The sequence below is a fragment of the Kerstersia similis genome (assembly GCF_965139615.1).
In the GTDB taxonomy this organism is placed as follows: domain Bacteria; phylum Pseudomonadota; class Gammaproteobacteria; order Burkholderiales; family Burkholderiaceae_B; genus Kerstersia; species Kerstersia similis.
On sequence record NZ_CBCSIQ010000015.1, the window covers coordinates 85547 to 101192 of the forward strand.

Genomic DNA, 15646 nt, shown 5'->3' on the forward strand with positions numbered 1-15646 from the left:
CATGAGCAAGAAAAAAGTAGTTTTCATTACCGGCGCAACCTCGGGTTTCGGCCGTGCCACGGCACGCCGCTTCGCCGATGCCGGTTGGGCTCTGGTATTGTCCGGGCGGCGCTACGAGCGCCTGGAGGCGCTCAAGCAGGAACTGCAAGACAAGGTGCCGGTGCATATCGCAGCCCTCGATGTCCGCGATGCCGAGGCAGTCAGCGCAATGGTCGCCGCTGTTCCAGCGGAATTTCGTCCGATTACCACGCTGGTCAACAATGCCGGCCTGGCCCTGGCGCCGGAGCCTGCCCAGAAGGTGGCGCTGGAAGACTGGCACACCATGATTGATACCAACGTCAAGGGTCTGGTCAATGTGACGCATGCCTTGTTGCCGCAACTGCTGGAAACCGGCGCCGGGGCAAGCATCGTCAATCTGGGGTCGGTGGCGGGCGAATGGCCGTACCCTGGCAGCCATGTCTATGGGGCGTCCAAGGCATTCGTCAAACAGTTTTCCTACAATTTGCGCTGTGACCTGATTTCCACGGGAGTACGTGTGACCGACCTGGCGCCGGGCATGGCGGAAACGGAGTTCACGCTGGTGCGCACCCGGGGAGACCAGGGCGCATCGGAAAAACTGTATCGAGGGACGCATCCGTTGTCGGCGGAGGATATCGCCGAGCAGATTTTCTACATTGCGACGCTGCCGCCGCACATCAATATCAATCGCCTGGAAATCATGCCCAGCCGTCAGGCCTGGGCACCCTTCGCGGTGGATCGCGACCCGGCGTGAAGCGCAGCAGGGCGAATCTCTCCAGATTGAGCCTGTCCGTGCGCACTTGCCGCGCTCGGGCAGGCATTGCAGGGGCTTTCATGCGCTGGCGCAAGTCGGTGCCGGTCGTTATGATGATTTGCTGGCCGCTGCTAGGCGGCGGCATGTCCTTCCTGCCAACTGGAGATAGACGGCATGAAACTCTACTATATGCCCGGCGCCTGCGCGCTGGCACCCCACATCGTCGCCAATGAGCTTGGCATCAAGCTGGATCTGATCCGGGTCAGCATGTCCACCAAGCAGACCGAGCATGGCGAAGACTTCCTGGCCATTAATCCCAATGGCTATGTCCCGGCGTTGGTGCTGGATGATGGCCAGGTGCTGACGGAAGTGGCGGCGCTGGTTCAATATCTGGCTGACCAGAAGCCGGAAGCAGGGTTGCTGCCGCCGGTTGGCCAGTTGGCGCATTATCGTGTGCTGGAAGCTTTGTCTTTTGCCGGAACGGAACTGCACAAGGCATTTGCCGCGTTCTTCCGGCCCGGAACGCCGGAAGAGACCAAGGAGGCCAGCCGCGAACTCCTGAAAAAACGTATCGGTTTCGTTGACAACCTGTTGGCGAAACAGGCGTATATCGCAGGTGAGACCTATACGATTGCCGACGCTTACGCCTGGGTCGTGTTGAGCTGGGCACGCATCGTCAAATTTGATCTGTCGGCGTTTGCGCATGTCCAGCGCTGGCAAGCAACGATTGCTGCCCGGCCGGCAGTGCAATTGAGTCTGAAGGAAGAGGGCCTGGCCTGATTCCGGGCAGGCGGATGCCAGGATGCGTCATTGGCCGGTCTGGCCGTGTCACCATGCATCGCCGCCGCCCGCGTTCTGCGGGTCAGGCGGCCTGTCAGGCAAAGGCAAAGACAAGGGCAAGGTGGGCGGCCCGGAGCATGCCGTGCCAGCAGCGTTGGCGCTGACCGCATCATCGGTTCATTGCCATGCGTTACACCGGTGTTTGGCATGGCCGATAAGGTGGCTACCCGGTCTGGCCCACGATCAATGGTTAGCTGCCGGCTGATTTTTGTCAACACGCAAGAACTTGAAATCTGTCGATAAGCGTCCTGCAAGGTTAGAATGACCCGAAATTTGTGATGATTTGGCACGTGAAGGCCGTTAGGCCGGCGCGTGCTCTGCTTATCTTGCCTGCCTCATGCCAGATCCCGTCAGCATTTTGATCGTCACCATTATCTCGGCCCTGTTGAGCCTGGGCGTGCTGGGCTCCATGCTGAGCGCCAGGGTGGCAGGGGTGCGCGATTGGGTTGTAGGCTGTTCCCTTTCCATCGTTTCCCTGCTCCTGGTTTGCACACAGGCATATGGGTGGCCCAGGGCCATATCGGTCGTGGCCTCGAATCAGTTGCTGATGCTGGGGCTCTTGATCATTTTGCAGGGTTGCCGGAAGTTCGCCGGCATCAAGCCGGGACGGCAGGCGGAATATATCGCGTGGCTGCTGGTGCTGGTGGGCATGTGGTACTGGACATACCCTAGCGATAATCTGAATGCACGTGTGGTTCTGGTTTCCGCATTCCACTCCTATATCTATTTTTCTGTGGCGTGGGTCTGTTACCGCATCCGGCCCGAAGGGCATTTCTCCTACGCTTACAGCTTTGTCTGCGTGGCGACATGCATCGGCGGGTTGACGCATGCGGCACGCGGCCTGGCTTATGGCCTGGGTATGCTGCATCAGACGCATTTACTGGAAAGTTCTGCCGCCACGACCTTGTTCCTTGGGTTGGGGGTGGTGGCGCTGCCGTGCCTGGCTGCCGGCATGGTCATGCTGGTACATGACCGCCTGGTCCGGCGCCTGGAGCATCTGGCCAGCGTCGATGAACTGACAGGCGCGCAGATGCGCCGTTCCTGCCTTGTTCAGGCTGAGCGAGCCCTGCGCATTGCAGTACGCACCGGCCGCCCCTTGTCCCTGGCAATGATTGATCTGGACCGCTTCAAGGCCATCAACGATAGCCGTGGCCATGCGGCAGGTGATCGTGTGCTCAAGCATTTTGGCGGGTTGGTCGGCGGCAGTCTCAGGGCCAGCGATATTTTCGGACGCCTGGGCGGCGAGGAGTTCATCGTCATTTGCCCGGAAACAACGCAGCTGGAAGGGGTGAAAATGCTCGAACGCATGCAGCGTCTGATTCAGACGGTGCCCTGCATGGTCGATGGCGAGGAGTTGCCCTACACCTTCAGCGCTGGCGTCGGCATCTACAAACCGGGCGAATCCCTGGCGGATTTGATGGCCCGGGTGGATGAAACGCTGTATGTGGCCAAGTCCCGGGGGCGTGATTGCATTGTCGAAGCCCCGCCGGACTGGCGGGTGGACAAAGCGACAACCGTAGGGGCTGATGCCCGTTCGCCGGCTGCCGGATCGGCCGTGGAAGGCAAAGCCTGAGCGCTGCATTTGCTCGCAATCTTTTCCGCTGTGTTACGACATCGTCCCGGCAGCGTGCGGAACGGGAGAAATCGAAGTGGCATACTGCCGTCGTCACGGCATGCATACGCATATGAGCATGCCGGTTTTCCCGATGATGTTCATGCAGCTGTAAGATGACTACGAAAAATCCTGTTTATCAAAGACGCCTTCTGTTGGGTTCCACCGGGGCATTGTCAGGCCTGCTCTGTTGGTGGCTGAGCATGCGGCTGGAGGCGTCCGAGACGCAGCCTTTTTGGGTGCTGGCGCTGGTGGCCGCTGCGACGCTGAGCCTTGCCGGTCTCTCATTGTTGCCCAGGCTGCCGTTGCGCCGGGCGTTGCCGGCAGCCGGGGGGCTGGCCGTGATTTGTGGCGGCCTGGCGGCTATCGGCATGGGGGACTACCAGGATGTCCGTGCTTTTGCCGCTGCGCCGCAAATGTGGGCAGGGTTGGGACTGTTGCCCGTGATTGCCGTGCCTTTTCTGGCGGCCGGGTTGGCGCAGCCTGGCGGTTGGCGCAATTATCGGCTGTTGTTTGTGCATAGCTGGGATATCCTGTGCGCCTGGGCGGCGGCAGCGGTCTTCGCGGGAATTGCCTGGCTGGTTCTCATGGCCAGCAGCGCGTTGCTGGGCTTTGTCGGGATTGATGTTCTTGGCCAAGTACTGACGCAGGCACCGGTAGCCGCCTTGGTGACTGGCGTCTTGATCGGCCTGGGGCTGGCTGTCTCGTCCGAATTGGGCAGTTATGTATCGCCGGTATTGCTGCTGCGTTTATTGCGTTTGCTGACGCCGTTGCTGCTGGTGGTCATGGTGGTGTTCATTGTCGCCTTGCCGTTTCGCGGCACGGTGGGCCTCTCATTGGCTGCGCTATGTGTATGCGCCGTCTTTGGCGCTGCGACACTGGTGTCGGCGGTGATTGCCGAAGATGATGAAAACGCCAGTCCCTCACCCTTGCTGCGTTACGCCGCGCGTGGTTTGGGCGTGGTCATGCCCATCTTTGCATCGGTGGCATTGTGGGCCATGTACTTGCGCATTGCCCAGCATGGTTTGACGCCGCAACGCGTTTGCGGCCTGACGGCCATCCTGGTGGCGGCGGGCTATGCGTTTGGCTATCTTTGGGCGGTTTGCCGTGACCAGGCCTGGATGGCGCGGGTGCGCCAGGCCAATATTGTCATGGCTCTGGCCATGGTGGCGCTTGCCGTATTGTGGCTGACGCGGCTGTTGTCGCCGGAAAGCCTGTCGGTATGGTCGCAGGTGTCCCGTGTCGAAGCTGGCCGGCTGGCTCCTGAAGACCTGCCTCTGGGGCAGATGCAATCCGCCTGGGGCAAACCCGGCCAGCAAGCGTTGGAACGCCTGAGCGCGCCGGGCGGTCCTTTGGAAGGCAAGCGTTTCGTGGACGAAGATGCAACAGAGGACGAGGAACTCAGCGAGGAGGAAATTGCCCGGCGTCTGCAGGAGCAGTTGCCCAGCCTGCCGGCTGAGCATCCCTTGCTGGCGGGGCTGGCGCAGAACTATCCGGGTTGGGACGCGGCGTATGTGTTGCGCTCTTGCAAGACCTTGACGCCTGCGGGGCATCCGGGGTGTCTGGTGGTTTTCGCGGCCTTGGATCCTGCGCGGCAAGAAGATCAGGCCATTGTGCTGGCGGTAGGCAGCCCGCAGGGCATCAGTGTGTTCTCCCGCTCCGGCGAAGATGGCGCCTGGCAGCGCGAGCGGGAATGGTTGTACAGCATGAAGCAGGACGATATGGCGGCAATGATTGATGAGTTGCATGCCACGGGCGTGCAACTCATCACACCCCCGATCAAGGCGCTGCAGATAGGTGAAGGGTATATCAGCGTCATGCCGCAACGCTGAATCGGCGGTGGGGGAGCGGGGCCCCTGGCCGCCCAGGAGAAGCCAGGGCCACCCCTCCGTTCAAGGCTATGTTGCCGCAGTGTTTGTGCGAGGTGTGGCGAAGGCTGCGGTGTGGTCCCGCGGCTCAACGCTGGCCGGGCAAGGACTTGCCGGCTGCTTGCAGACGCATGCTGGCAACTTCCCGTACCGCTTGATCCAGCTCTCCTGCCGGCAGGTCGATGAGCGGCGTTGCCCCCATCTTTTCCTGCACATCAGCGATCTTGTCAGCCAGGGCGCCCACGAAACCCAGTTCGTTATAGGTGGCCGCCACTTCCCGCATTTCCGCAGCACGACGCGTACCGTGATGTAGCGTGCGTTCAAACATATAGCGCGCACTGTCCGGCCAGCCCAGGCCCGGGAAGGTCTCTGCGAGGGAGCTGAGGACGCGATCCAGGCACCCGGTGGCCGCAGCCGCCAGCAGGGTTTCCACGGTCAAGGCTTCCAGGCCTTTGACAAACATGGAACGTACCATTTTGATGGCGGTGGCGGTACCCGGTTCGTCACCGACCCGCTCGAATCGGAAACCCAGGTTTTCCAGCGTCGGTGTCAGGGCGCAGGCCTGTGCGCCAGCCACCAGCACGGGTGTGGCGTGCCCCCTGGGGAGTACCGGAGCCATGACCGCCATATCCAGGTATTGCCCCTGGTGTTTAGCGACCAGTTTTGCCGATTGCTGTTTTCGGCCGGGAGAGACGGAGTTGATGTCGATAAACAGCTGGCCGGGTTCCAGGCTGTTCAGCGCGCTCTGCGCTGCATTCAGACTTTGGTCGGCCGTCACGGCGCTGATGATCCAGTCGGCGCCGGCAATGGCAGCGGCGACCGTGTTTTCGAAACGTAGCCCACGGCTCAGCGCCGCTTGGCGCATGGCATCGTCCTGGCGGACATCGTAAGCGGCGATGATGCTGACGGCCGGCGCGCTGGCCAGGCTATCCGTGAAGGCGCGTGCTGCTTCGCCGAATCCGATAAACGCAATTTTCATGTCTTTCCTCTCAAACAACCTTGGGTGCAGTGATGCATGGTGCGTTGTCCTCCCCGCAGCCCGGCAGGCGGGAGCGCACGGCGCTTCGGTATGAGCGGGGGGTGAGTGGATTTTAGGAGCGTGGACGGCCGGGGCGTCTTATCGGAAGTTTGTCACTTGATATAAGTAATAGGGGAAGTTGATTTTTTCATTCTTCCAGTGGCCCCACGTTTTCAATCAGGACGGAGTAGAAGTTTTCCAGGAAAATCAAATGGCTGTTGGAGGGGTGCCAGTCCTGGCGGGTACTCAGTCCGATACGTCTTCCCGTGGAAGCGATGGAAATTGGCAGGGCGGTCAGCAAGCCTGCGCGCTCTTCGATGGTGATCTGCCGGCGTGACAGGATCGCCAGGCGATCGCTGTCCAGCAGAATGGATCGGGTGAGCGACAGGGAAGACGTCTCGACCGCGACACGCGGCGCCAGATTGGTGCCAATGAAGATGGATTCAAGCGCTGCCCGTACGGGTGTGCCTGGTTTCTGCACTACCCATTCGTATTGCAGTAGTTCGGCAGCCTGGGCTGCGTGGCCATCCAGCGGGTGGCCTTTTCGGGCAATGATGGCATAGGGGTCGGTAAACAGCAGGCGCTCATGGACATCGTTGGCGGGCGAGGGGCGTCGCAAGGCGCCGATCAGTAAGTCGATTTCACCATTGCGCAGGGCTTTGAGCATGGTGGCGTAAACGCCTTCCTGCACTTCGAAGCGCAAGCCTGGCGCTTGAATAAGCGTACGGTTGATGGCCAGGCCCAGCAGCGAACTGCGAATCATGGGCAGTGTGCCGATCAGTATCTTGCCGTCGGGCTGCCCGGAAAGACTGCGGATTTCTTCTTCTGCGATGGCAATTTCACGCAAAGCGATCTGCAGTCGGCGCGCCAGCTCGGCGCCGCTGTGGTTGACGTTGAGCCGGTTGCGCGCCTTGGAGAACACGGCATAGCCCAGATTGTTTTCGATTTCCTTTGCCGCCCGGTGCATGGCGGAGACTGACACCCCTTCGTGGTGGGCGGCGAGCCAGAGCGAACCGTGATTGGCAACGCCGATCAAGGCGGCAATCTGGCTGACTGTCAGGCGGCCTGCCAGTGTTGCTGCCAGCTGTGCGCCAGGGGCAGCGGCACGTTCAGGTGCCTGCATGATTGCCGCATGAATCTGACGGAAGAAGCGTTCACAGCGGCTATGCAGAATTTGCCCGGCCGGCGTGGGCAAACTGCCTTCCCGATGCCGTGACAGCAGCGCCGCACCGAAATGGATTTCCAGTTTGGCGATGGCTTGCGTAATGGCGGGCTGGGCGACATGCATGGCGCCCGCCGCGGCATTGATGCTGCCCAGTTCACAGGTGGACATAAACATCCGCAGATGTCTAAGGTTCGGTGTTTTTTCATCTGTTTTCATTAAATCTTATGTCCATGTGCGATGTTCCTATTATCTCCTCAAACGGCTTTTGGCAGACTATGTGCCACAATCAGTCGCCATAAAAGTGCTTTTTTTCAAGCATTAGCTATCGCTATCTGGTGAATGAGGCCAGGTGTCGCCAGGCATCAAACAAATAAAAAAGATGGGTTCATTGCGGAGGAGCAAAGATGTCATCATCAAATTCTTATCACGGTTCGGCGGTGCTTGGGTTCACCGGTCCTGATCGTTCCGGGGAGGAATAGCCATGTCATTCATCGCTGACGCCCTGGGCGTTATTTTTTCGCTGGCGGGCCTGGCAGCGCTGGTGGCGGGTACGGCGATAGGCATCGTCGTCGGTGCATTACCCGGCTTGGGGCCGTCCATCGGTATCAGTCTGCTGATTCCATTCACTTACAACATGTCCCCGGAAATCTCGATGTTGCTGCTGATTTCCCTGTACATGGCAGCAGAGTACGGCGGTTCGGTCAGTGCAATCCTGTTGTCAACGCCGGGGACGGCTGCTGCGGCAGCCACGACCATCGACGGCTTTGCCATGACGCAGAAAGGCGAAGCCAACCGGGCGCTGGCGATTTCACTGTCGGCCTCGACCGTGGGGGGGCTGGTGGGTGGTTTGGCGCTGTTGTTTCTGGCTGCGCCCTTGTCCACGCTGGCGCTGCAGTTCGGTCCGGCCAGCTATTTTGCCGTCGGCCTGTTTGGCCTGACTTCGGTGGCAGCTTTGTCTGGTGGCTCGCTCATCAAGGGGCTGCTGGGTGCAGCACTGGGCCTCATGCTGGCATTTGTCGGTATTGACCCCATCAGTGGTTTTCCGCGGTTCACCATGGGTGAAGTGGCGCTGTTCGAGGGGGTGCCGATGCTGGCGGCCTTGATAGGCCTGTTTGCGGTATCGGAAGCGCTGCTGCTGGCCGAAAACGCCATGCGCGAGCGCAAAAAGGTGGGGCGCGGTGCGGTCAAGAGCGTCATGCTGAGCCTGTCCGACTGGAAACATCTGATAGGCACGATGCTGCAAGGTTCGGTGATCGGTACCTTGCTGGGCATTTTGCCGGGCGTTGGCGGCAATATTGCCTGTTGGGTCGCGCGGGATGTGGCGGTACGCCGCAACCCGGACTTGAAGTTTGGTGAGGGCGAAGGGCGTGGCGTGGCCGCACCGGAATCGTCCAATAACGCGACCGTCGGGGGTGCCATGGTGCCTTTGCTGTCGCTGGGCGTGCCGGGTTCGCCGACGACCGCCGTGATCGTGGGGGCGCTGGTAATGCATGGTTTGCGGCCCGGCCCGCAGCTGTTCAATGAGCAGCCGGTTCTGGTTTACAGCGTATTGCTGGGCCTGTTGTTGTCCAGTGTCGTGATGTTCATCGTCGGTTCGCTGGCCTTGCCCTGGCTGGCGCGGGTCGTGAACCTGTCTGACGCTGTGCTGGCAGCTGGCATCATTGTCTTTGCCATCCTGGGCGCGTACGCGTTGCGCAATCTGCAATTCGACATCTGGCTGACCTTGGGTTTTGGCGCTTTGGGTTATCTGATGAAAAAGCTGTCATTTCCAGTGGCGCCTGTCGTGCTGGCGATGGTACTGGGCTATATGGTCGAGTCCAACTTCCGGACGGCCCTGGTGAGCTCGCAAGGTTCCTATGACATTTTCATCAACGAGCCGGTCAGTGCCGTATTCCTTGCCCTGAGCGTGCTGAGCATCGCATTGCCCTTGTGGCGCCATATGCGCCGACGCAAACACACTGATGCCGCGCAGTCATAACACTGGAAGGAGACATTCCATGAAAAATACATTCACTCGTCGTACCCTGCTCAAGAGCCTGGCTGCCGCACCGCTGGTGCTGACCGTTTCCAATGTGTTGGCGGCGGAATATCCTTCCAAACCCATCAACCTGATTGTCTGGTCCGGGGCTGGCGGTTCGCTGGACACCTACGGCCGCAAGCTGGCGGAGTTGCTTTCGCGCGAGATGGGCTGGACTGTCAATGTGCAGAATCGTCCCGGTGGCTCCGGCGCTGTCGGTGTGTCGGCCATCATGGCCCAACCGGCTGATGGCTATAACATCCTGGTGCTGACAGGCACGCTGACTTTTGGCATAGCGCAAGGCCTGATTCCCTTCCCGCTGGATTCGATGCGCCTGGTGCGTGCCATGCAGGCTGAGCCATCGTCGCTGGCCGTGCGCAAGGACAGTCCCTTGCAAACGGTGCAGGATTTCGTTGATTACATGAAGGAACATCCCAACGGTTTGAAGGTGGGAGGTCATGCGCCTGCGGGGTTCCATCAGTACGTCTTGTTCCAGCTGATGCAGCAGGGAGGCTTCAAGAGTGGCTGGATTCCGCATGATGCGTCGGGCAAGATACCGCTCGCCTTGCTGGGGGGGCATATCGACGTTGCTGTCATGACGCCATCCAGCGGGCTCGACCAGGTGCTCAATGGCGACATCCGTCTGTTGGGCGTGACCACCGAAGAGCGTTCAGCCTTTTTTCCTGAGGTTCCCACGTTCAAGGAGCAGGGCTTCGATATCGTCGATTCCATTTGGCGCGGGCTTGCCATCAAGAATGGCACGCCGGAGAACATCGTGGAAACGATTCAGGCCGCAGTGGACAGAGTAGAAGCCAGCCCGGACTGGCTGGCTTTTCAGGAGCGTGAAAAACAGGAGAACATCAATCTTGCGGAGCAAGGCTTTACGGAGATGGTCAGCGCGCAGATTGCTGGACAACGCGAATTCCTGAAGTCTATTGGCCTGATCAAATAAAGCAGCCCAATCAGCGGGCCGTCTGCTTGGCCCGCTGGTGCTGCTGCGATGGAGAATACGATGTTATTTGTCCAGAAAATCGTGATGGGGGTGTTACTCCTTGCGTTCAGCCTGATGATTTACAGCGTGGCGCTGGGGATGCCGGATATTCGCAGCATGGGAGATGTCGGGGCTGCGTTTCTGCCTAAAGGTGTCGCCTTGTGCAGCGCTGTGCTGGCGCTGCTCTATCTCCTGATGGTGATACGCAAGCAGGATCCGGGCGGAGAACGGGTCAGCCTGAAAAGCCTGGCGCTGTTGCTGCTGTTTGTGGTCACCATCATGCTGGTACAGTGGCTGGGCTTGCCGGTGGCCTCGGGCTTGGGGGCGGCAGCGACAGTATTGTTGCTGGAGCGTGGTGGCCGCTGGGGCTCGGCGCTGGCCACTGGTGTGTTTTTCGGGCTGCTGACGCACTTCGGCTTTGGTGAGCTGCTGGGCGTACCGTTACCCTGAGCCATCCTCGGGCCTGTCAGGGTTCATGTGCAGACGGCCAGTACTGGCGGGGCAGGTACTGGCCGGGGCGAGGGTTCCCGCGCTATGCGGCATGGCCTGTGAGGCAACTATCTGCCGTTTGCGCTCATTTCATGCTGCCCATGTCGCGGTCGGCATCCGCACCTTCAAGCATTAGCGTGGTTTCCTCGATGCGAGCGAAGCGGCCGTCGGCATTCATTTCCGCGAAGAGATATACCTCCTGCACAACGGTGGAACCGTCGCGCTTGATGATATGCACACGATGGCGATCCGCATAGCGCTTACCATCGCGCAGTTCGTCCAGTACCTCAATACGGGCCGATGCCACGACTGCGCGCAGCTTTGTCGCATGATGCGCGAAGGCGGCACGGTCATCCCATGTCCCGTTGGTGCGCTGACGGTAATCAATGCTGAAATGACGGTCCAGCACGTCTTCCAAGGGAATTTGCTGCTGGTTCAGGATGTCATCCAAAGCGGAATGGATATCGGTGGTTTGCATAATGTTGGGTCCTGGTGGCGAATGGATGTCATCACTATAGGCAAGCCAGAATGGCGCATGTACGGTATAAAAGTCATTGAATACGTATTTCACGCCAAATATGTCCGATCCGATGATTCCCTTGGCGCAGGCCGCCGCCACTGAGGGCCCGCTGCTTCAGGCAGTGACCAAGCAGTCTCGCACCGAGCGGGTAACGCGCCGCCATCAGCATGCACGCGGCCAATTGCTGGGGGCAGCCCAGGGTTTGCTATCGGTGGATGCTGGAATCAGCCGCTGGGTCGTGCCCGCCACACATGCTGTCTGGATACCTCCAGATGTGCCGCATGGACTGCACTCGCACGGGCCGTTTGTCGGGTGGAGCGTCTATGTTGCGGCATCTGCCTGTGTGGATCTGCCCGAGGAACCCTATGTACTGGCTGTGTCGGGTTTGTTGCGCGAAGCAGTGGCGAGGGCTGCCATGTGGACGGGAAACGTGCTGGACGCGTCGCAGACTCGGCTGGCGGGCGTCATCCTTGACGAGATCCGTTCAGCCTTGCCGGCGGCCCTGGGCCTGCCCATGCCAGGCGATGCGCGACTGCTGAAGATCGCCCAAGCCTTGTCAGCGCGGCCGGATGATGGACGGCGGCTGGATGAGTGGGCCCGATGGGCGGGCATCGCGCCCCGGACGCTGACCCGCCGCTTCATTGCCGAGACGGGATTTTCTTTCACGGAGTGGCGCCAGCGTGTGCGTTTGCTCAAGGCGCTGGAGTTGCTGGCGTCAGGCAAGCCGGTGACGGCGATTGCCTTGGACTTGGGCTATGACAACGTGAGCGCGTTCATTGCCGTGTTCCGCAGGGTCTTCGGCGTAACGCCAGGACGCTACCCGGCACTGACGGCCTGATGCAGCCTGCTGCGGCCTGCTGCCGCAGGTAGGGCACTCAGGCGCTGGGCGGGCGGCCGGCCGTCAGGTCAGCAAGCCCCGCTCACGCAGGATGGCGAACATCTTCAGGACACCCGGCACCTGGATGGGTTGCTGACGGTACTCGGGATAGGAGAAATAACGCGCGTCTCCGATTTCCTGGCTGGCATTGAACTGATCGTCCTGGGCATCGTACAAAAAGCAATCTTGCTCCATCACGACATTTGCAGCTTCTCCGTAGGCTGGCGCGGAGACATGGCAGAGGAACTGCAAGCGTCGCGTATCCAGTTTCAGGGAGAGTTCTTCCTCGATTTCGCGCAGCAGCGCCTGCTGCGCATTTTCTCCCGCATCTATTTTGCCGCCGGGCAGGTACCAGGCTTGTTTGTTGTTGCTGAAGGCCAGTAGCAGGCGCGGCGCCTGCACGACGACCAGGGCAGCGGTGGGCAGGGCGATGGCGGGGGGCGAGGCAGGGATGGAAAGGGGGCCGGAGGCAATATCCGGCCGCTGTGCGGTGGTCATACTGGGCAGCAAACAAGAAATGGGTGTCGGCCTATTCTAGCCTGCATGAGCATATTCCCCCTGAAAGGGTGGGATGGCGCGCCCTGCTATGGGGGCTTGGGTGGCCTGGCGGCTGCGCCGCTTATTTTCAGTCAGCTAGACCACGAGCGTGAGGGCCATGGATGGCGATCTACACAGAATGATCAGTGCGCGTCAGCCGTATTTTTTCCGACCCGGTAATAGGTGGGTGGAGGGGTGCCGTTCACGGCGAAATCGCCGACCTGGCGCTCCCGGTACACGCGTGGATTGTGGGATGAAATGGTGCGCGCATTGCGCCAGTAGCGATCCAGGCCGGCCTGACGCAGCGTGGCGGAGGCGCCCAGCGCATCAAACAATTCCGTGCTGGCTTCCAGCACCAGCCGGGTCAGGACAGACACGGCCTGATCTACTTCCACATGGGCGAGGGCGGCCGCCTGCTCATGCGCGTCACTGCCATCCGTCCGCTGCAGGTGGGCATCGTGGCTGCGTTGTATGGCCTGCGCGGCATGCAGGGTCAGTGCGCCTGCGGTGTAGGCGGCGGCATGGGTGCGTCCGACCACTTGCAGGAGCTGCGGATCCTGGGCGGCGCTTGCACTATTGCCGTGGCTGTAGATCCTGTCGCGCTGGCGCAAACGCAGGGCGACATCGCCGGCCAGCGCGCGTCCGATGCCGGCCAGCGATGCCAGGTGTACCAGTTGATAGAACGGGACGGCGTAAGGAAAGCGGGTAGCTTCGGGTTTGATCCAGATGCGCTCGACGGCAACCTGATTGAAAATTGCCGTTCCGCTGGCCGTCAGTGCCTGGCCGAACCCATCCCAGTCATCTATGACCTCCACGCCAGGCGCATGGCGATCCACCTGCAGGTAATGCGTGTTGCCTGCATCATCCTGGGCGGCGACGGAGATCCAGTCTGCGAATAGCGAGCCCGTGGTGTAGAACTTGCGCCCATTCAGGCGCAGCTCGTTGGCATGAGTGCTCAGGCGTGTGGCAAAACTGCCGACTGGTGCTGGGCCGGCTTCGGAAAGCCCGGCACCGATCAGGTCTCCCTGGGCCAGTCTTTCCAGCCAGAAATCCCGCCAGTCAGAGGGGGCGGCGCTCAACACTTCCTCGGTGAACCCCAGGTGGGCGCGTAATGCGTTGACGACGTTGGTGTCAGCTGCTCCCAGTTCCACCAGCAGGCCGAACAGCTCAGGCAGTGAAGCGGCCGCGCCGCCTTGGGCGGCAGGCAGCCGCAAGCGCGTGAATCCTGCGGCGCGCAGCCAGCTGATTTCTTCGTGAGGCAGGCGGTGTTGCACATCGCGTTCGACGGCGCTGGCCCGAATGCGGGCAAATACAGGCCGCCAGGCTTGCGCCAGCGCTTCATAGCGCTCACTGGGCGGGGTTCCCCACGCAGTGTAAGACGGTGGCAGGGCGGGGTTGGCGGCAGGTGGCGCGGACGATGCGGCAGCAGCGGGGGCGGGATGTTCCAGAAGATCGGACATGGCGGTCTCGGATAGGGGAAGAAGGGAAGATGGACGGATGCAGCGCGAAGATCCGGCTGCTGGCACCATCACGCTTCAGCGGCCTGGTGAAGAGCGGATGACGTTGCCGTCCGTGTGGCAGGATGGGCCGGGCGCTTGAGCCCCAGGTGTTCGCGCAGTGTGTTGCCTTCGTAGGCAGTACGGAACAGTTTGCGACGCTGGAGCTCCGGGATGACATGGGTGATGAAGTCGCTCAGGCCACCGGGCAGCCATGGCGCCATGATGTTGAAGCCATCGGCGGCATCGGACTCGAACCAATGCTGCAGAAAGTCGGTCACCTGGCCGGGGGTACCCACGATTTGCTGGTGGCCACGCGCGCCGGCGATGCGCAGATACAGTTGGCGTACATTCAGGCCATCGCGGCGGGCCAGATCCAGCAATAATTGCTGACGGCTTCTGGGGCCGTTGGTTTCCGGCAGGGCGGGAACCGGGTCATCCGGGCTCAGACCGGACAGATCGACGTTACCCAGCGTATTCGAGAGCAAGGCAATGCCGACGGCGGGATCGACCAGTTCCTGCAGTTGCTCGAACTTTTCCTCCGCTTCCGCCAGGCTTGCGCCAATGACCGGGAAAATGCCGGGCATGATTTTGACCTCATCCGCCTGGCGGCCATACGCGGGCAAGCGGTTTTTGATGTCCGCATAGAAAGCCTGGGCTTCTTCCAGTGTCTGGTGCGCGACAAAAATGACTTCCGCGGTGCGCGCCGCCAGCGCACGGCCGGCTTCGGATGCGCCCGCTTGCACCACGACCGGGCGGCCCTGGGGAGAGCGCGCCAGATTGAGCGGGCCCCGAATGCGGAAGTGCTTGCCGCGATAGTCCGGCAGGTGCAATTTGGCGGTATCCAGATAGATGCCGCTGGCCTTGTCACGCGTAAAGGCATCGTCTTCCCAGCTGTCCCATAGACGCAGTACTGCATCATGGAATTCCGTGGCGCGTTCATAGCGCAGCGCATGGGCTTCCAGCTCATCTCTGTTGAAGTTCTGCGCTTCCGTGCGGCCGCTGGAAGTGACCAGATTCCAGCCGGCGCGTCCGCCGGAAATATGATCCAGCGAGGCGAATTTGCGTGCGACGTTATAGGGTTCGTGAAAAGAGGTGGACACGGTGGCGATCAGGCCGATTTTCTGCGTGACGGCGGCCAGTGCGGACAGCAAGGTGACGGGTTCGAAGAAATCGCTGCGGGCGGTGCGCGCCAGGGAGGCCTGGTCCGTGCCGCGTATGCCGGATGAATCAGACAGAAACAGGGTGTCGAAATGGGCTGCTTCCGCCTGCTGTGCCAGGGCGACATAGTGCTGGAAGTTGCTGCCGGCGTCTGCCTGGGCAGCCGGGTGGCGCCAGCCGGCAATGTGGTGGCCGGTCTGCATCAGGAATGCGCCCAGGCGGATTTGACGAGGTGCGTGAGACATGTGGTTCCTAGGACGGACAGAGGGGGGCGGAAAGGGGC

General features: G+C 61.0%; 14 protein-coding genes. 8 read left to right on the plus strand and 6 right to left on the minus strand.

Features of this window, described 5'->3' with window-relative positions:
* Nucleotide 1 precedes the first annotated feature (1 nt).
* The 4 genes from ACNA1V_RS10790 (at nucleotide 2) to ACNA1V_RS10805 (ending at nucleotide 5056) form a co-directional block, all read left to right on the plus strand.
* A complete protein-coding gene (locus ACNA1V_RS10790; RefSeq protein WP_415833625.1) occupies nucleotides 2–772 on the plus strand; it encodes an SDR family NAD(P)-dependent oxidoreductase in 771 nt (256 codons plus the stop codon).
* Between the two features lie 174 nt (nucleotides 773–946).
* On the plus strand, nucleotides 947–1552 hold the full coding sequence (gene gstA / locus ACNA1V_RS10795; protein ID WP_415833626.1) for a glutathione transferase GstA: 606 nt from the start codon (nucleotides 947–949) through the stop codon (nucleotides 1550–1552).
* A 397-nt stretch (nucleotides 1553–1949) separates the two neighbouring features.
* Nucleotides 1950–3185 (plus strand): GGDEF domain-containing protein, encoded by a 1236-nt coding sequence (locus ACNA1V_RS10800; protein WP_415833627.1) that lies wholly within the window; start codon nucleotides 1950–1952, stop codon nucleotides 3183–3185.
* 155 nt (nucleotides 3186–3340) lie between these two features.
* Nucleotides 3341–5056, plus strand: a complete 1716-nt coding sequence (locus ACNA1V_RS10805; RefSeq protein ID WP_415833628.1) for a DUF4153 domain-containing protein — start codon at nucleotides 3341–3343, stop codon at nucleotides 5054–5056.
* Between the two features lie 124 nt (nucleotides 5057–5180).
* Here ACNA1V_RS10805 and ACNA1V_RS10810 read toward each other — a convergent pair whose 3' ends face one another.
* Nucleotides 5181–6071 (minus strand): NAD(P)-dependent oxidoreductase, encoded by an 891-nt coding sequence (locus ACNA1V_RS10810; RefSeq protein WP_415833629.1) that lies wholly within the window; start codon nucleotides 6069–6071, stop codon nucleotides 5181–5183.
* A 187-nt stretch (nucleotides 6072–6258) separates the two neighbouring features.
* Complete coding sequence (locus ACNA1V_RS10815; protein WP_415833630.1) at nucleotides 6259–7491, minus strand: LysR family transcriptional regulator; 1233 nt, start codon at nucleotides 7489–7491, stop codon at nucleotides 6259–6261.
* 265 nt (nucleotides 7492–7756) lie between these two features.
* On the opposite strand from ACNA1V_RS10815, the gene ACNA1V_RS10820 reads away from it, so the two are divergent.
* Genes ACNA1V_RS10820 through ACNA1V_RS10830 form a run of 3 tightly spaced genes read left to right on the plus strand, consistent with a single transcriptional unit; the run spans nucleotide 7757 to nucleotide 10733 of the window.
* Nucleotides 7757–9253 (plus strand): tripartite tricarboxylate transporter permease, encoded by a 1497-nt coding sequence (locus ACNA1V_RS10820; protein WP_415833631.1) that lies wholly within the window; start codon nucleotides 7757–7759, stop codon nucleotides 9251–9253.
* Nucleotides 9254–9272: 19 nt separating this feature from the next.
* Nucleotides 9273–10244: a Bug family tripartite tricarboxylate transporter substrate binding protein gene (locus ACNA1V_RS10825; RefSeq protein ID WP_415833632.1), complete on the plus strand. Its 972-nt coding sequence runs from the start codon at nucleotides 9273–9275 to the stop codon at nucleotides 10242–10244.
* A 60-nt stretch (nucleotides 10245–10304) separates the two neighbouring features.
* Complete coding sequence (locus ACNA1V_RS10830; protein ID WP_415833633.1) at nucleotides 10305–10733, plus strand: tripartite tricarboxylate transporter TctB family protein; 429 nt, start codon at nucleotides 10305–10307, stop codon at nucleotides 10731–10733.
* A gap of 124 nt (nucleotides 10734–10857) precedes the next feature.
* Here the strand turns inward: ACNA1V_RS10830 and ACNA1V_RS10835 are convergent, their stop codons facing one another.
* Entirely contained in the window at nucleotides 10858–11343 is a 486-nt protein-coding gene (locus tag ACNA1V_RS10835; protein WP_415833634.1) for a nuclear transport factor 2 family protein, read from the minus strand.
* 7 nt (nucleotides 11344–11350) lie between these two features.
* On the opposite strand from ACNA1V_RS10835, the gene ACNA1V_RS10840 reads away from it, so the two are divergent.
* On the plus strand, nucleotides 11351–12130 hold the full coding sequence (locus tag ACNA1V_RS10840) for an AraC family transcriptional regulator (protein ID WP_415833635.1): 780 nt from the start codon (nucleotides 11351–11353) through the stop codon (nucleotides 12128–12130).
* A 63-nt stretch (nucleotides 12131–12193) separates the two neighbouring features.
* Here the strand turns inward: ACNA1V_RS10840 and ACNA1V_RS10845 are convergent, their stop codons facing one another.
* The 3 genes from ACNA1V_RS10845 to ACNA1V_RS10855 all read right to left on the minus strand — a co-directional run bounded on the left by ACNA1V_RS10845 (nucleotide 12194) and on the right by ACNA1V_RS10855 (nucleotide 15608).
* Nucleotides 12194–12667, minus strand: a complete 474-nt coding sequence (locus ACNA1V_RS10845) for an NUDIX hydrolase (RefSeq protein ID WP_415833636.1) — start codon at nucleotides 12665–12667, stop codon at nucleotides 12194–12196.
* 182 nt (nucleotides 12668–12849) lie between these two features.
* Nucleotides 12850–14166, minus strand: coding sequence for an acyl-CoA dehydrogenase family protein (locus ACNA1V_RS10850; RefSeq protein ID WP_415833637.1), 1317 nt, complete (start codon nucleotides 14164–14166; stop codon nucleotides 12850–12852).
* A 68-nt stretch (nucleotides 14167–14234) separates the two neighbouring features.
* On the minus strand, nucleotides 14235–15608 hold the full coding sequence (locus ACNA1V_RS10855) for an LLM class flavin-dependent oxidoreductase (protein WP_415833638.1): 1374 nt from the start codon (nucleotides 15606–15608) through the stop codon (nucleotides 14235–14237).
* Between the last annotated feature and the right edge of the window lie 38 nt (nucleotides 15609–15646).

What these genes read in the sequence shown, in the direction of transcription:
- ACNA1V_RS10790 (WP_415833625.1), top strand. Translation starts at nt 2, where the DNA reads ATGAGCAAGAAAAAAGTAGTTTTCATTACCGGCGCAACCTCGGGTTTC.
- ACNA1V_RS10855 (WP_415833638.1), bottom strand. Translation starts at nt 15,608, where the DNA reads ATGTCTCACGCACCTCGTCAAATCCGCCTGGGCGCATTCCTGATGCAG.
- ACNA1V_RS10845 (WP_415833636.1), bottom strand. Translation starts at nt 12,667, where the DNA reads ATGACCACCGCACAGCGGCCGGATATTGCCTCCGGCCCCCTTTCCATC.
- ACNA1V_RS10825 (WP_415833632.1), top strand. Translation starts at nt 9,273, where the DNA reads ATGAAAAATACATTCACTCGTCGTACCCTGCTCAAGAGCCTGGCTGCC.
- ACNA1V_RS10840 (WP_415833635.1), top strand. Translation starts at nt 11,351, where the DNA reads ATGTCCGATCCGATGATTCCCTTGGCGCAGGCCGCCGCCACTGAGGGC.
- ACNA1V_RS10800 (WP_415833627.1), top strand. Translation starts at nt 1,950, where the DNA reads ATGCCAGATCCCGTCAGCATTTTGATCGTCACCATTATCTCGGCCCTG.
- ACNA1V_RS10815 (WP_415833630.1), bottom strand. Translation starts at nt 7,491, where the DNA reads ATGAAAACAGATGAAAAAACACCGAACCTTAGACATCTGCGGATGTTT.
- gstA (WP_415833626.1), top strand. Translation starts at nt 947, where the DNA reads ATGAAACTCTACTATATGCCCGGCGCCTGCGCGCTGGCACCCCACATC.
- ACNA1V_RS10850 (WP_415833637.1), bottom strand. Translation starts at nt 14,166, where the DNA reads ATGTCCGATCTTCTGGAACATCCCGCCCCCGCTGCTGCCGCATCGTCC.
- ACNA1V_RS10820 (WP_415833631.1), top strand. Translation starts at nt 7,757, where the DNA reads ATGTCATTCATCGCTGACGCCCTGGGCGTTATTTTTTCGCTGGCGGGC.
- ACNA1V_RS10805 (WP_415833628.1), top strand. Translation starts at nt 3,341, where the DNA reads ATGACTACGAAAAATCCTGTTTATCAAAGACGCCTTCTGTTGGGTTCC.
- ACNA1V_RS10810 (WP_415833629.1), bottom strand. Translation starts at nt 6,071, where the DNA reads ATGAAAATTGCGTTTATCGGATTCGGCGAAGCAGCACGCGCCTTCACG.
- ACNA1V_RS10830 (WP_415833633.1), top strand. Translation starts at nt 10,305, where the DNA reads ATGTTATTTGTCCAGAAAATCGTGATGGGGGTGTTACTCCTTGCGTTC.